The following is a 13,958-nucleotide window of genomic DNA, read 5'->3' as shown; positions in this document are numbered from 1 at the left end:
GGACTCCAGATCGCAGACCACCGGCCGGGCCCCGACCGCCTTGAGGTCCGCGGCCTGGGCGGCGGAGCGGATCAGGCCGGTCACGGTGTCCCCGCGCGCCGACAGCAGCCGCTCCAGCTGGAGCGCGATCTTCCCGTGCCCACCGGCGATCACCACGTGCATGCCCCGACGCTAACCCGCCGCCGCCGACGGCGCCCGCCCCCACGCCGAACGGCCGGTGCCCCGGCCCTCACGAGGAGGACCGGGGCACCCGGGGCCCGACGCCGTTTCAGCTCACTCCACCGGCGCCTTGTCCCGCAGGATCCGCACGAACTCCCGCATCCAGCCCGGGTGGTCCGGCCACGCCCGGGCGGAGACCAGCTGGCCGTCGACCACGGCCTCGGCGTCCTCGTAGACCGCGCCGGCCCCGGTCACGTCCAGCTCCAGCGCCGGGTACGCGGCCGTGCGACGGCCCGTCAGGGCGCCGCCCGGCAGGGTGATCAGCGGGCCGTGGCAGATCTGCGCGACCGGCTTGTCGCCCTCGAAGAAGTGGGCCACGATCCGCTTCACCTGCGGGTCGTTGCGCAGGTACTCGGGGGCGCGGCCGCCGGGGATCACCAGCGCCACGTACTCGGCCGGGTCGACGTCCTCGAACGCCACGTCGGCGGGCCAGGTGTAGCCGGCCTTCTCGGTGTAGGTGTCGAAGCCGGGCACGAAGTCGTGCACCACGAACTGCAGCGTCTTCCTCGACGGCGCGGCGACGACCACCTCGTAGCCCTCCTCGCGCAGCCGCTGGTACGGGTAGAGCACCTCCAGCGACTCCGCCGCGTCACCGGTGACGATCAGGACCTTCGCCGTCATTCCACGCCCTTCGCAGACCGGCCGCCCACCCGCGTGGACGGTCCGCCCCCACCCTTCCGCGCCGGGCCGTCCACCGGCAACGGACCCTGGTGATCACGCCCGCTCCGTGCTTCCGCGCGCCCCCCGTGCGCTCCCTGTGTGCGCCCCCTCCTTCCATCCCCGGGCGCCCCTCTCGCGCCGCCTCCGCCCGGCCCGTACCGTCAGCAGCGGACCGACCGGAGGAGAACCCGTGCCGTACTCGCTGCCCATCGAGGCCGCCACCGTCCCCAATCTGCGCGACCTCGGCAGCATCCCCCTCGCGGGCGGACGCACCGTCAGACCCGGCCTGGTGCTGCGCTCCGGGCAGCTCGACCGCTTCGCACCCGGGGCCGACCCGCTCTTCGACGCCCTGGGCGTGCGCACCGTGGTGGACCTGCGCACCGACCGCGAACGCGCCGCCCGGCCCGACGTCATCCCGCCCGGCGGCCGCCTGGTGGTCGCCGACGTCCTCGCCGACCTGGTCAGCTCCGGCGCCGCCTCCAAACTCGCACCGTGATGGCCGACCCGCTCGCCGCCAAACCGCCTCCTCGGCGACGGCCGCGCCGCCGAGGCACTGATCTCCGACTACCGCTCCTTCGTGGCCGGCGACTCCGGCCGCGCCGCCTACCGCACCCTGCTCACCGAGCTCGCCTCGCCCGCCGACGGGCCCGTCCTCTTCCACTGCACCGCCGGCAAGGACCGCACCGGCTGGGGGCGCCGCCCTCCTGCTCCTCCTGCTCGGCGCCGACCCCGCCACCGTCGAGGCCGAGTACCTCGCCGTCAACCCGGCCGTCCGCGCCGCCTTCGCCCCCGTCGTCGAGGCCTTCACCGCGGCCGGCGGCGACCCCCGGGTCACCGAGGAGCTGCTCACCGTCCGGCCCGCCTACCTGGCCGCCGCCCTGGAGACCCTCACCGACGGCTGGGGCGACGCCGAGACCTACGCCCGCACCGCCCTCGGCCTCACGGACGAAACCCTCGACGCCCTCCGGACCAACCTGACGGCCTGATCCGGCACCGCGTGGTCGTCCGCCGGCGGCCGCCCTTCGGGGGCGCGAGGCTCTGCTGATCTGCGGCTCCGCCGCGGGGCGCGAATCGGAAGACGGCCCACCTGCCGCTGAAGCTCCGTCAGCCAGTTGCACGTGCTGCCGTTCCCCTACCTGTAGTTCTCCGCGCCCCGGGGTGGCCACTCTCCCTAGGTCACCGAGGTCCCCGCCACGGCGCCCAGGCCGTACGTGACCGCCGAGGCCAGTGCCACGATCAGCAGTTGCCCGCCCCGCCGTCCGCCACGCACCCCGCCCCGAGCCGCGCCCGAGCGCCCCGCCGACCACCAGCGACGCCACCGCCGTGATCACCACCGAGGCCACCACCGCGCCGTTGCCGCTCGCGAAGAACCACGGCAGCAGCGGCAGCAGTGCCCCGACCGCGAACAGCAGCAGCGAGGAGACCGCCGCCACCATCGGCGAGCCGGCGTCCTTCGCGCTCACGCCGTACAGGATCCGGGTGCTCGTCTCCGAGGCCGACCGCCCCGTCACCACGCCCCGGCTGGCCCGCACCGCCGTCTCCCGGTCGAGCCCCCGCTCCCGCAGACTGGCCGTCAGGTGCCCCAGCACCACCGGCGGGGAGAGCCGCCACGCCTCCCGCAGCGAGCCCTCCATGCCCCGCGCCACCTCGGACTGGCTGCGCACCGAGACCCACTCGCCGGCCGCCATCGAGAGCGCCCCCGCGACCAGGCTGGCCAGCCCCGACAGCCGGACCGTTCCGGCCTCGGCCGCCGCGCCCGCCACCCCGAGGATCAGGCACAGGTTGGTCACCAGCCCGTCGTTGACCCCGAGCACCGCCGCCCGGATGCCACCGCCGGCCAGCCGCTCGGCAGTGGCCCGCATACCGGCCAACTCCCGTTCGGCGGCCGCGTCGTCCCGCTCCGAGCGCAGCTCCGGCCGCCAGTGCGGCGCCAACACGTCCCAGTCCGGCCCCGGCACCGCCATCCCGGATCACCACCTCTGTCGTCCCGTCGCTCCGCAGCGTACGGTGACTCCCTGCTGACGGAGGGTCAGGACCCCCGTGTCGGTTTTGACGTTCTCGGCATTCCGGGGATACCTGTCCATGACAATTCCTTGTCGGACTCACACCCGTCGTTCACCCCCTCTTGTCCAGCGCTTGACCCTCCCGAGCACCTCGCACCCCAGCGTCCACCCCCATCCGTCCACCCCACTGGACACCCCCTGGACACCCCCACTGGAGGTCCCGTGTCCGTCGAGCTGCATCCAGCCGCCTCGGCCCGGTCCGACTTCGGCGCCCGGCTGCGCCACTGGCGCCTGCTGCGCGGCCTGAGCCAGGCCGAACTCGGCCGCCGCCTGGGCTACGACGACTCGCACATCAGCCGAGTCGAGAACACCCGCCGCTGGCCCCCTGCCGGAATGGCCGAGCGGATAGACGAACTCCTCGACACCGAAGGCGAGTTGGCCGAGCTCTGGCCCCAGGTGGAGCGCGAGCGGCGGCGCCTGTCGCAGCACAGCCGCAGCCTGGCCGCCGGCCCCGGCCCGGAGACCCTGGCCCAGCTGCTGGTGACCTACCGCAGCGCCGCCCGCGCGGTCGGCGGCCACGCCCTGGTCGACGTGCTGGAGCACCACACCCGGCTGGCGGCCCGTCAGCAGCGCACCGCCCCCGCCGCCGAGCGGGCCAGGCTCGGCGCACTGGCCGCCCGGTACGCCGAACTGGCCGGCTGGGCCCGCTTCGACCGGCTGGAGTACGGGCGGGCGCTGGCCTGGTACGAATGCGGCCGCGAGTGGGCGCTGGCCGCCGACGACCTGGCGGTGGCGGCGCTGTTACTGGCCCGGCAGAGCGCGGTGCACTGGGCCTCCGGACACGCCGCCGCCGCCCTCGGCTCGGCCAGGACCGCCGCCGCGCACGCCGCCCGCTCCGGACGGGCGGTCGCCGAGGCCCGGGCCGCGCTCGCCCAGGCCCGCGGCCACGCCCTGGCCGGGGACCGCGCCGCCGCCGAGGCCGCCCTGGAGCGGGCCGCCGACCGCACGGCCGCCGCACCCTCCACCGAGGCCGGCACCCTGCTGCTGCTCACCCACGGCACCTGCCACCGCGACCTCGCCGTCCGCACCGGCCGCCGCACCCACGCCCGGGCCGCCGCCGACGCCCTCGAACAGGGCCTGACCCGGCTTCCCCCGGAACAGCAGCACTACCGCAGCCTGGTGACGGCCCGCCTGGCCGGCGCCCTCGCCTGGGCCGGCCGCCCCGAGGCCGCCGCCACCGCCCTGGCCCGCGTCCCCGCCGCCCTCGGCCGCGTCGCCGAGGAACGCCGCCAGTCCGAACGCTGGCTCGCCCGCCACCACCACCTCTGAGACCCCGGCCACCCCACGGGGGCGCCAGGAACGTACGTGGCCCCCGGGGCCGCCAGGAACGTACGTGGTCACCCCGGGGGCGCGAGGAACTGCGCGAGTCGGAAGGCGGCCCACCTGCAACTGAGGACACGTCAGCCAGTTGCACGTGCTGACGTTCCCCCGCGCGCAGTTCCCCGCGCCCCCCCGGGGGGTCGCCACCTACGTGCCTCCGCATACGCCGAAGGCCCCTCCGCCCACCCGGGCGAAGGGGCCGTGCCGTTCAGCCGTCAGAGCGAGGCGGCGGCGGCCGTGATGGCCGAGGCGTAGGTGCTCACCTGGGTGTAGACGCCCGGCTTGCCGGGCCGTGCGCAGCCCTCGCCCCAGCTGGTGATGCCGACCTGGATCCAGTTGTTGGCCGAGTCCCGGCGGAACATCGGGCCGCCCGAGTCGCCCTGGCAGGTGTCCACCCCGCCGCTGGCCAGGTTGCCCGCGCAGAGCGAGGCCGCCGTGACCAGGCCGGGGTAGGCCGAGGCGCAGCTGGCGTCGCTGACGAACGGCACGTTGGCCTTGAGCAGGTAGCGCTGCTGGGCTCCGCCCTCGCTCGCCGCGCCCCAGCCGGCCACCGTGAAGGTGCCGCTGTCGTAGGCGGTGGTGGAGGCGATCGGCAGGGTCGTGACGGAGGCCGGCACCGCCGAGGCGAGCTTGATCAGGGCCCAGTCCTTGCCGTTCTCCGCACCGGTGTAGCCGGGGGCCCGGTACACCTTGGTGGACTTGATCTTCACGGCGCTCGCGCTCTGCAGGTCCACCACGCCGACGGTGGCGGTGATGCTGGTGGTGTTGCCGCTGGCGCCGACGCAGTGCGCGGCGGTCAGCACGACCTGCCGGGTGATCATCGCACCGCCGCAACCCATCGACAGCCGCACCATGAACGGGAACTCGCCCTGTGCGGCCTTGGTGCCGCCGACCACGCTCGGCGTCACCTCCCCGGCCTGGGCGGGCAGCACCATGACACCGGTCGCCATCAGGGCACCGGCCGCGAGGGACGACCAACGGGCCAGTTGACGCTTCATCATCAGCCTCCGAAGTGGGGGGTCGGGAGGGCCCCAGCTTCCTTGTCGGAGCACGGTCAGCGGCAGGGGTGGGAGCCTGCCACCGCCGACTGGCAGGACCACCCGCCCCGACCCCCGGGAGTCCGCGCCCACGCTGGCGGGACCCTCGGCCCGGGAGGAGGATCGGCCCGTGGAGACCAACCAGCCCGCCTCCCCGGACCCGTCCGACGGCCTGCGCCTCGGTACCGCGCGGGGCCGCTGGGTGCTGGCCGCCACCGCGCTCGGCTCCGGCATGGCGATGCTCGACGGCACGGTGGTGAACGTCGCCCTGCCCCGGATCGGCGCCGACCTCGGCGCCTCGATGGCCGCGCTCCAGTGGACCGTCAACGCCTACCTGCTCACCCTGGCGGGCCTGATCCTGCTCGGCGGCTCGCTCGGCGACCGCTACGGCCGCCGCCGGGTCTTCCTGATCGGCGTGGTCTGGTTCACCGCCGCCTCCGCGCTCTGCGCCTTCGCCCCGAACGTCGGCCTGCTGATCGCCGCCCGTGCCCTCCAGGGCATCGGCGGCGCCCTGCTGACGCCGGGTTCGCTGGCCATGCTGCAGGCCTCCTTCCACCCGGACGACCGCTCCGGCGCGGTCGGCGTCTGGTCCGGCCTGGGCGGGGTCGGCGCGGCGGCCGGGCCGTTCCTCGGCGGCTGGCTGGTGGACGGGCCGGGCTGGCGCTGGGTCTTCCTGCTCAACCTGCCGCTGGCCGCCGTGGTGATCGCGGTGACGGCCCGTCACGTCCCGGAGTCCAGGGACGAGTCCGCCACCGGCCGCTTCGACGTGCCCGGCGCGGTGCTCGCCGCGCTCTCGCTGGCCGGGATCACCTACGCGCTCACCGAGGCGGGCCGCGGCCCCTCCCTGCTGCTCGGCGCGGCCGGTGTGCTGCTGGGGGTGGCCTTCGTGCTGGTCGAACGGCGCAGCGCCGAGCCGATGATGCCGCTGACGCTCTTCTCCTCCCGGCTGTTCTCCGCCGTCAACCTGGTCACGCTCTGCGTCTACGGCGCGTTCAGCGGCGTCTTCCTGCTGCTGATGGTGCAGCTGCAGACCGTCTCCGGCTTCACCCCGCTGACCGCCGGACTGGCCCTGCTGCCGATCACCCTGCTGATGCTGGCGTTCTCCGGCCGGGCCGGGCGCTTCGGCCACCGGGTCGGGCCGCGGCTGCCGCTGGTCATCGGTCCGCTGCTCTGCGCGGCCGGGGTCCTGCTGCTGCTCCGGGTCGGCCCGGGCGCCTCGTACTGGACGGACGTGCTGCCCGCCGTCACCGTGCTCGGCTCGGGCATGACGCTCCTCGTCGCCCCGCTCACCGCCACCGTGCTGGCCGCCGTCGAGGTCCGCCGCGCCGGCATCGCCAGCGGTGTGAACAACGCGGCCGCCCGCGCGGCCGGACTACTGGCGGTGGCCGCCCTGCCCCCGCTCGCCGGGCTCACCGGCGACGCCTACCTCGACCCGGCCCGGGTGGACACGGCCTTCGGCACCGCGATGTACGCCTGCGCCGGCCTGCTCCTGCTGGGCGCCGTCCTCTCCGCCCTCACCGTCCCGCGCGCCGCGCTGGAGCCCGAGCACGAGATCGCCGAACCCACCTGCGAGTGGTACTGCGACGGCACCACCCCACCGCTCGACCGGCCCCCGTCCGGATAACCCCCGTGCATCCGGACGGGGGCGGTCCTCAGCTCCCCGTGAGCCGCTCCGATCGTCCCCCGGACGCCACCGAGCCGCATCCACCGACGAGTTGATCCCCCGTCGGTGCCGTACACCGGCGGGTTGAGTTCCGTGCACGACCGGTCCCCCCGGACAGCCGGTCACCCGCCCCCGATCAGCCGGCCAAGGCTCCCGGCACCACCAGCCGCGCCTCGTAGGCGGCGATCACCGCCTGGGCCCGGCTGCGCAGGCCGAGCTTGGTCATCACCCGGTGCAGATGGGTCTTGACGGTGGCTTCGCTCACCACCAGGCGGGCGGCGATCTCCTCGTTGGACAGGCCGCGGGCCACCCAGGTGAGCACCTCCCGCTCACGGCCCGTCAGCTGCTCCAGCTCCGGCCGCGCCCCCGCCGGTTCGGCACGCGGCGCGAACGCCTCCACCAGCCGCCTGGTCACCCCCGAGGCGAACAGCACGTCCCCGGCGGCGATGGTGGCGATGGCGGCCAGCAGCCGCTCCGGCGGGGTGTCCTTGAGCAGGAAGCCGCTCGCCCCGGCGCGCAGCGCGGCGTAGACGTACTCGTCCAGGTCGAAGGTGGTCAGCATGATCACGCACGGACGCTCCGCCGGAGCCTCCCCCGCGACCCCGGCCAGCAGCCGCTCGGTGGCGGTGATGCCGTTCATGCCCGGCATCCGGATGTCCATCAGCACCACCTCCGGCCGGTGCAGCGCGGCGGCGGCCAGCGCCCCCTCGCCGTCGCCGGCCTCCCAGACCGGCCCGAAGCCGGGGGCCGCCCGCAGCAGCGCCGCCACCCCCGCCCGGACCAGGTACTGGTCGTCCACCACCAGGACGCTCGTCACGGCCCCACCTCCGCCCACCCGACGTCAACTCCCCTGTCCCGTCGCGCCCTCCGCCGACGGGTCCGGCCGCACCGGCAGCACGAGGCGCACCTCGAAGCCCCCGTCCCCGGTCTCCCCCGCCGACAGTTCGCCGCCACTGATCCTGGCCCGTTCGCGCAGTCCGATCAACCCGTGGCCCGCCTCCTCCACCGGGCCGGACGCACCGCGCTCCCCGTCCCCGGCGTTGCGCACCGTCACCCGCAGCCAGCCCGGGCTCTGCGCCACCACCACCTCGGTGGTCGCTCCCCCGGCGTGCTCGTCCACGTTCGCCAGCGCCTCCTGCACCGTCCGGTACGCACACAGCTCGACCCCGGGCGACAGCGGGCCCGTCCGCCCCTCCTGCCGGTAGTCCACCCGCGCCCCGGCCCGCACCGAGCGCTCCACCAGCGCGGCGATCTCGGCCAGCCCGGGCAGCGCGTCCAACGGCGGCCCCGACGCGCTCCCGGCCGGGCCGTCCTGACCCTCCCTCAGCGCACCGGTCAGCGTCCGCAGCTCCGCCAGCACCTCGTGGCTGACCCCCCGGATGGTGTCCACCGCCTGCCGCGCCGCGGCCGGATCGGAGCTGAACACGTACCCGGCCAGCCCCGCCTGCACCGAGATCACCGCCATGTGATGGGCGATCAGGTCGTGCAGCTCACCGGCGATCCTGATCCGCTCGTCCACCACCGCCCGCCGCGCCCGGTCCTCCTGCTCCCGCGCCGAACGGGCCGCCCGCAGCAGCTCCGCCTGCCGCTCGCCCGCCCGGCGCATCGAGAATCCGATCAACGCCCCCGCCGGCGGCGCCAGCAGCGCCTGCGCCACCACCACCCCGGGCGCCAGGCCGCCCGCGATCCCGCTCTGCACCATCACCGCCATGGTGAGCGCCAGCGCCGGGACGGCCGTGCGCCAGGGGCGCAGCTCGCAGACCACCAGCAGCGCGAGCAGGCCGCACCACCAGTTCACCGACGGCTGGTAGCCGATGGTCAGGTACGCCGAGTACCCGAGGTTCGAGAGCACCACCGCCGCGAACGGGTAGCGGCCGCAGACCGCCAACGGCGCGGCGGACCCGACGGTCAGCAGGTACGCCCACGCGTCGAACTCCCGCCACCCCGGCGGCCGGTACCCGCTCCCCACCACACACCCGCCGACCGCGAACGCCACGGCCGCCGACACCTCCAGCCCCCGCCGCCCGCCCACCGTCCGCCACCGCACCGCACGGAGGTTAACCGCCCCTCACGGCCCCGTCGTCAACCCCACGGTTGATCCGCCGCCGAGTGCGGCCGAAGGCCCCCCGGGGGCGCGAGGAACTGCGCGCAGGGGAACGGCAGCACCTGCAACTGACTGACGGAGCCTCAGTTGCAGGTGAGCCGCCTCCCGGAGCGCGCAGTTCCCCGCGCCCCCGGGATCACCGATTGGCTACAGGATGTCCCCCGGCGCGTACTTGGCGGCCGCCGGGTACGCCGTGGCGACGGCCTCGATGCGGCGGACCAGCTCGGCGACCTGCGCCCCCGCCGCCCCCGTGAAGGAGAGCCGGTCGGCGAGCAGCGCGTCCAGACCCGCCCGGTCGAGCGGGATCCGCTCGTCCGCGGCCAGCTTGTCGAGCAGCGCGTTCTCCCGCGCCCCCTCCCGCATGGCCAGCGCCGAGGCGACCGCGTGCTCCTTGATGACCTCGTGCGCGGTCTCCCGGCCGACGCCCGCCCGCACCGCGCCCATCAGGACCTTGGTGGTGGCCAGGAACGGCAGGTACCGGTCCAGCTCGGCCTCGATCACGGCCGGGAAGGCGCCGAACTCGTCGAGCACCGTCAGGAAGGTCTCCAGCAGTCCGTCGAAGGCGAAGAACGCGTCCGGCAGGGCGACCCGGCGCACGACCGAGCAGGAGACGTCGCCCTCGTTCCACTGGTCGCCGCCGAGCTCGGCGGTCATCGAGGCGTAGCCGCGCAGGATCACCGCGAGGCCGTTGACGCGCTCGCAGGAGCGGGTGTTCATCTTGTGCGGCATCGCCGAGGAGCCGACCTGGCCGGCCTTGAAGCCCTCGGTGACCAGCTCGTGGCCGGCCATCAGGCGGATGGTCTTGGCCAGGCTGGACGGGCCGGCGGCGAGCTGCACCAGGGCGGTGACCACCTCGAAGTCCAGCGAGCGCGGGTAGACCTGGCCGACGCTGGTGAAGACGTTCTCGAAGCCGAGGTGGGTGGCGACCCGCTGCTCCAGCTCGGCCAGCTTCCCGGCGTCGCCGCCGAGCAGGTCGAGCATGTCCTGGGCGGTGCCGACCGGGCCCTTGATCCCGCGCAGCGGGTAACGGGCGATCAGCTCCTCCAGCCGCGCGAAGGCGACCAGCAGCTCGTCGGCGATCGAGGCGAACCGCTTGCCGAGGGTGGTGGCCTGGGCGGCGACGTTGTGCGAGCGGCCGGCCATGACCAGCTCGCCGTACTGGGCGGAGAGGGCGCCGAGGCGGACCAGGACGGCCACCGTACGGTCCCGGACGTGCTCCAGGGACTGGCGGATCTGGAGCTGCTCGACGTTCTCGGTCAGGTCCCGGGACGTCATGCCCTTGTGGATCTGCTCGTGCCCGGCGAGCTCGCTGAACTCCTCGATGCGGGCCTTCACGTCGTGGCGGGTGATCCGCTCACGGGCGGCGATGGAGCCGAGGTCGACCTGGTCGATGACGCGCTCGTAGTCGGCGACGGCGGTCTCGGGCACCTCGATGCCGAGGTCCTGCTGGGCCTTCAGGACGGCGAGCCACAGGTGGCGCTCGAGGACCACCTTGTGCTCGGGGGACCAGAGCTGGGCCAGGGTCGCCGAGGCGTACCGGGAGGCCAGGACATTGGGGATCTGGGGCTTCGCGCTCACGCTTCGCAAGCCTAACAGTCGAGGTGGGAGCCGTTGGCAGCGGCTCGGGCAAGGGACTTGACTACGCGCGTAGCTCCGTGCTGGGGGCGGCGCCCAGCCCCGCGAAGAGCAGCTCGAACAGGTGGTCCCGCCGCCGGGCCAGCTGCTCCGACTGCCCGCTCACCCACCCCAGCGCGTTGCTCAGCGCGTACAGGTCCAGCGGCGTCACGTCGCTCCGCACGGCCCCGGCCCGCTGCGCCCGCTCCAGCAGCCGCCCGGCCGCCTCCCGCATGGCCAGGCAGTCCGCGTGGAGCGGCGATCCGACGTCCCCCAGCGTGGCCACCAGGGTGGCCGGCAGCCCCTGGTACGCACCCGCCTCCCGGGTGAACTCGTACAGCCACTCCCGCAGTGCCCGCTCCGGCGCCGGCCCTCCCCCGGCCAGCCCGTCGGCCCGCTCGGCCAGCGCGCGGAAGCGCCGGTGCAGCAGTGCCTCCAACAGCGCCTCCCGGGTGGGGAAGTGCCGGTACAGGGTGCCCAGCCCGACCTCGGCCCGGCGGGCGACGTCCCGCAGCGAGGCCTGGGTGCCCTGCTCGGCGACCACCTCGGCGGCCACCTCCAGCAGCCGTTCGCGGTTGCGCACGGCGTCGGCGCGCGGTGCGCGCGGCGACTGACCCGACGAGGGCTCAGCAGGCATGAGCGGTCCACCCTTTGACATCCGGAGCACTGCTCCGTTTCAATTTCCGGAGCAGTGCTCCGCATCTTACCGAGCCCTGCCACTCCGTCATTCCCAGGGAGGGGACATGGCCGTGCCCACCATGCACGCGATCCGCATCACCGAGTTCGGCGGCCCCGAACAGCTCGCCTGGACCGAGCTCCCCCGGCCGGTGCCCGGCCCCGGCGAGGTCCTGGTCCGGGTCCGCGCCGCGGGCTACAACCCGGCCGACATGCACGTCCGCGAGGGCTTCCGCAAGGTCCCCGAGCCGATGCGGCCGCACTGGCCGCTCCCGGTGGTCCCGGGCTCGGACCTCTCCGGCACGGTGGCCGCGCTCGGCCCCGGGGTGACGCGGTGGGAGATCGGCGACGAGGTGTTCGGGCTGGTGAACTTCCCCGGCCGGGGCGCCGCCTACGCCGAGTACGCCACCGCCCCCGCCGACCACCTGGCCCGCAAGCCCGCCACCCTCGACCACCTCACCGCGGCGGGCGTTCCGCTGGCCGGGCTGACGGTGCACCAGTTCCTCTTCGAGCACCTGGCCGAGCACGTCCGGGGCACCGTGCTGGTGAACGGCGCGGCCGGCGGGGTGGGCCACCTCGCCGTGCAGCTGGCCCGGGCGGCCGGGGCCGAGCGGGTGGTCGCGGTGGCCTCCGGGCGGCACCGGGAGTACCTGGAGGGGCTGGGCGTGGACCTCTTCGTGGACCGCCTGGCCGGCCCGGTCGCGGCCGCGGTCCGCGGTGCGGACTTCGTCCTCGACACCGTCGGCGGCCCGCAGGCGCACCTGCTGCTGGACGCGCTGCGCCCCGGTGGTGCGCTCTGCTCCGTCTACCTGGCCGACCAGCGCCCGGAGCGCGCCGCCGACCTGGGCATCACGCTGGCCCCGTTCCTCCAGGTCCGCTCCGACGGCGCCGGCCTGGCCGAGCTCGCCCGCCGGATCGACGCCGGGGAGCTCACCCCCGCGGTCGACTCCGTCTTCCCGCTCCGGGAGGCGGCCGCCGCGCACGAGCGCGCCGCGCGGGGCCACCTCCGGGGCAAGATCGTGCTCACCGTCGACTGACGGCGGCCCACCCGGCCGGTCAGAGGCCGGACTTGACCTTCACCATCTCGTTGCGCACGTGCTGGAGCAGCGCCCTGGTCTCGTCGTCCAACCAGGCCGGCGGGGCGGCGATCCGCGCGTTCAGCTCCTGGATCCAGCCGATCCGGCGGTTGGGGTCGGCGTACTCGGCCACCAGCTCGGCCGCGTAGATGTGCACGTTGGCGTAGTTGAGGCCGTTGAGCAGCGCGGTGGTCAGGGCGGCGTTGGTCACGGCGGTGCCGACCGCCGCGCTGTTCGACTTCTCGGCCGGCACCCAGTTGGCCAGACCGCGTACGCCCTCCGGCTCGACCACCATGGTCAGCGCGTTGGCGAACTGCTTGCCGTGCGCGCTCGGCGTGGTCCACCGGGTGTGCCAGTCCTGGCCCGGGCCGGCGCCGTAGGCCTGGAAGTAGCCCAGGTGGGCGGCGTTGCCGGCCGAGTTCTCGGCGGTGCGCGCGTAGTTCTCCAGGGTCAGGTAGTCGGTGCCGTCGATCGCCACCACCCCGCCCCAGTGGAAGCCCCAGACCCGGCCGTTGATGGTCACCAGGTGGTCCAGCTGACGGTTGTTCGCGAAGTCGAAAACCTGCTGCCCGGTCGGCAGGTGCGGGTGGACGGTGCCCAGCGAGGTGCTGTACAGCCCCTGGCCGACGGCGGTCGGGCGGGCGTGCTGGTTGAGGCCGACGGCCTGCAGCTCGGCCGCGATGTTCGGCGCGTGCAGCACCCCGCCGTTGGCCAGGGTGTGGATGTCCTCGCCGTAGTGCTGCGCGATCAGGTCCCGGGCGGCGTCCCGGGCCGGGGCGGCGGCGGGCAGGTCGGCCAGCGGCACAGCCCGCACCAGGTGGTTGGCCAGGTGGTACTCGCCGAAGACCGTCCGCTCGGTCGCGTTGCTGCCCAGGAAGGGCTTGCGGCCCAGCACCGGCCTGGGCTGGAGCACCGAGCCGATGACGTTCTGCACCGCCACGTCGCAGTTCTCGGTCATGGTGACGCCGCCCGCGCTGTTGCGGGCGCTCAGGTTCGCCTGCCGCACCCGGACCAGCGTGGTGGTGGCCGCGGCGCCGGGCAGCGTGAAGACCACCGTCCGGGTCGGCTCGGCGAAGAGCTGGAACTCCGAGCCGGCCCGGGCCAGCGCCTTGTTCCACTGTGGCAGCTGCGCCGGGTCGGCGAAGAAGAACTTCGGCTGACGCCGGGTCAGGTCGGCGGCCTCGATCGCGAACCGGCCGTTCTGCGAGACCGCCAGCCGGGTGCCGGCCGGGGCCGCCACCAGGTTGGGCGCGCCCGCGCCGTTGCGGAAGGAGTAGCCGACGTACGCCGCCGGGTCCAGGACGAACTCCTGCGCGACCAGCGGGTGGCTGGTGGTGTAGGTCGGCGCCGCGGCGCCCGGGCCGGCCAGGTTGTAGAGCAGCATCGCGAGGACCCCCCAAGGTCGGTGCGGCCCGCCCGCCCCGGGCGGGCCCGGGGCCGCCCGCTCCCCCGTCCGGCCCCGGGCCATTGGTAGCACCGGGACCACCGGTTACGGGCCGGTTCCCGGCGACTGCCGGGGGCGCACGG

12 protein-coding genes and 2 pseudogenes are annotated in these 13,958 nt (G+C 74.9%); 5 read left to right on the top strand and 9 right to left on the bottom strand.

Going from position 1 to position 13,958, the window contains the following annotated elements; all coding sequences use genetic code 11:
• Both ABD946_RS05500 and ABD946_RS05495 read right to left on the bottom strand, forming a co-directional pair.
• The coding region (locus ABD946_RS05500; protein WP_345280632.1) for an NAD(P)H-binding protein at positions 1-162 on the bottom strand (162 nt) is incomplete at its 3' end.
• A gap of 111 nt (positions 163-273) precedes the next feature.
• Positions 274-840 (bottom strand): DJ-1/PfpI family protein, encoded by a 567-nt coding sequence (locus tag ABD946_RS05495; RefSeq protein ID WP_345280624.1) that lies wholly within the window; start codon positions 838-840, stop codon positions 274-276.
• Between ABD946_RS05495 and ABD946_RS42445 the strand changes: the two are divergent.
• Positions 815-1,513 (top strand): annotated as a pseudogene (locus tag ABD946_RS42445) (tyrosine-protein phosphatase); the annotation flags it as partial. The gene ABD946_RS05495 and the pseudogene ABD946_RS42445 sit on opposite strands and share 26 nt — an antisense overlap.
• Before the next feature lie 70 nt (positions 1,514-1,583).
• The gene (locus ABD946_RS05480; RefSeq protein WP_345280630.1) at positions 1,584-1,865 is read left to right on the top strand and encodes a tyrosine-protein phosphatase; all 282 of its coding nucleotides are present in this window, start codon (positions 1,584-1,586) and stop codon (positions 1,863-1,865) included.
• Between the two features lie 315 nt (positions 1,866-2,180).
• Here ABD946_RS05480 and ABD946_RS05475 read toward each other — a convergent pair.
• Positions 2,181-2,741: pseudogene (locus tag ABD946_RS05475) on the bottom strand (VIT1/CCC1 transporter family protein); the annotation flags it as partial.
• A gap of 363 nt (positions 2,742-3,104) precedes the next feature.
• Between ABD946_RS05475 and ABD946_RS05470 the strand changes: the two are divergent.
• Entirely contained in the window at positions 3,105-4,211 is a 1,107-nt protein-coding gene (locus tag ABD946_RS05470) for a helix-turn-helix domain-containing protein (protein WP_345280620.1), read from the top strand.
• Between the two features lie 266 nt (positions 4,212-4,477).
• Here ABD946_RS05470 and ABD946_RS05465 read toward each other — a convergent pair whose 3' ends face one another.
• Positions 4,478-5,260 carry a S1 family peptidase gene (locus tag ABD946_RS05465; RefSeq protein ID WP_380148675.1) on the bottom strand — a complete coding sequence of 261 codons (783 nt, stop codon included), beginning with the start codon at positions 5,258-5,260 and terminating at the stop codon, positions 4,478-4,480.
• 169 nt (positions 5,261-5,429) lie between these two features.
• On the opposite strand from ABD946_RS05465, the gene ABD946_RS05460 reads away from it, so the two are divergent.
• A complete protein-coding gene (locus ABD946_RS05460) occupies positions 5,430-6,923 on the top strand; it encodes an MFS transporter (RefSeq protein WP_345280618.1) in 1,494 nt (497 codons plus the stop codon).
• A gap of 175 nt (positions 6,924-7,098) precedes the next feature.
• Here ABD946_RS05460 and ABD946_RS05455 read toward each other — a convergent pair whose 3' ends face one another.
• The 4 genes from ABD946_RS05455 to ABD946_RS05440 form a co-directional block, all read right to left on the bottom strand.
• Positions 7,099-7,779 (bottom strand): response regulator, encoded by a 681-nt coding sequence (locus ABD946_RS05455; protein WP_345280616.1) that lies wholly within the window; start codon positions 7,777-7,779, stop codon positions 7,099-7,101.
• Positions 7,780-7,803: 24 nt separating this feature from the next.
• Positions 7,804-8,958 carry a sensor histidine kinase gene (locus tag ABD946_RS05450; protein ID WP_345280614.1) on the bottom strand — a complete coding sequence of 385 codons (1,155 nt, stop codon included), beginning with the start codon at positions 8,956-8,958 and terminating at the stop codon, positions 7,804-7,806.
• A 255-nt stretch (positions 8,959-9,213) separates the two neighbouring features.
• Positions 9,214-10,653, bottom strand: a complete 1,440-nt coding sequence (purB, locus tag ABD946_RS05445) for an adenylosuccinate lyase (RefSeq protein ID WP_345280612.1) — start codon at positions 10,651-10,653, stop codon at positions 9,214-9,216.
• Between the two features lie 52 nt (positions 10,654-10,705).
• Entirely contained in the window at positions 10,706-11,317 is a 612-nt protein-coding gene (locus ABD946_RS05440; RefSeq protein WP_345280610.1) for a TetR/AcrR family transcriptional regulator, read from the bottom strand.
• 106 nt (positions 11,318-11,423) lie between these two features.
• Between ABD946_RS05440 and ABD946_RS05435 the strand changes: the two genes are divergently transcribed.
• Positions 11,424-12,392 carry an NADP-dependent oxidoreductase gene (locus ABD946_RS05435; protein ID WP_345280608.1) on the top strand — a complete coding sequence of 323 codons (969 nt, stop codon included), beginning with the start codon at positions 11,424-11,426 and terminating at the stop codon, positions 12,390-12,392.
• 19 nt (positions 12,393-12,411) lie between these two features.
• Here ABD946_RS05435 and ABD946_RS05430 read toward each other — a convergent pair whose 3' ends face one another.
• Positions 12,412-13,815, bottom strand: a complete 1,404-nt coding sequence (locus ABD946_RS05430) for a hypothetical protein (protein WP_345280606.1) — start codon at positions 13,813-13,815, stop codon at positions 12,412-12,414.
• Positions 13,816-13,958: the final 143 nt, after the last annotated feature.

Source organism: Kitasatospora albolonga, assembly GCF_039535905.1.
Classification (GTDB): Bacteria; Actinomycetota; Actinomycetes; order Streptomycetales; family Streptomycetaceae; genus Kitasatospora; species Kitasatospora albolonga.
The sequence above is the reverse complement of the archived record's forward strand: the minus strand, read 5'-3'. Positions and strand labels throughout refer to the sequence as shown.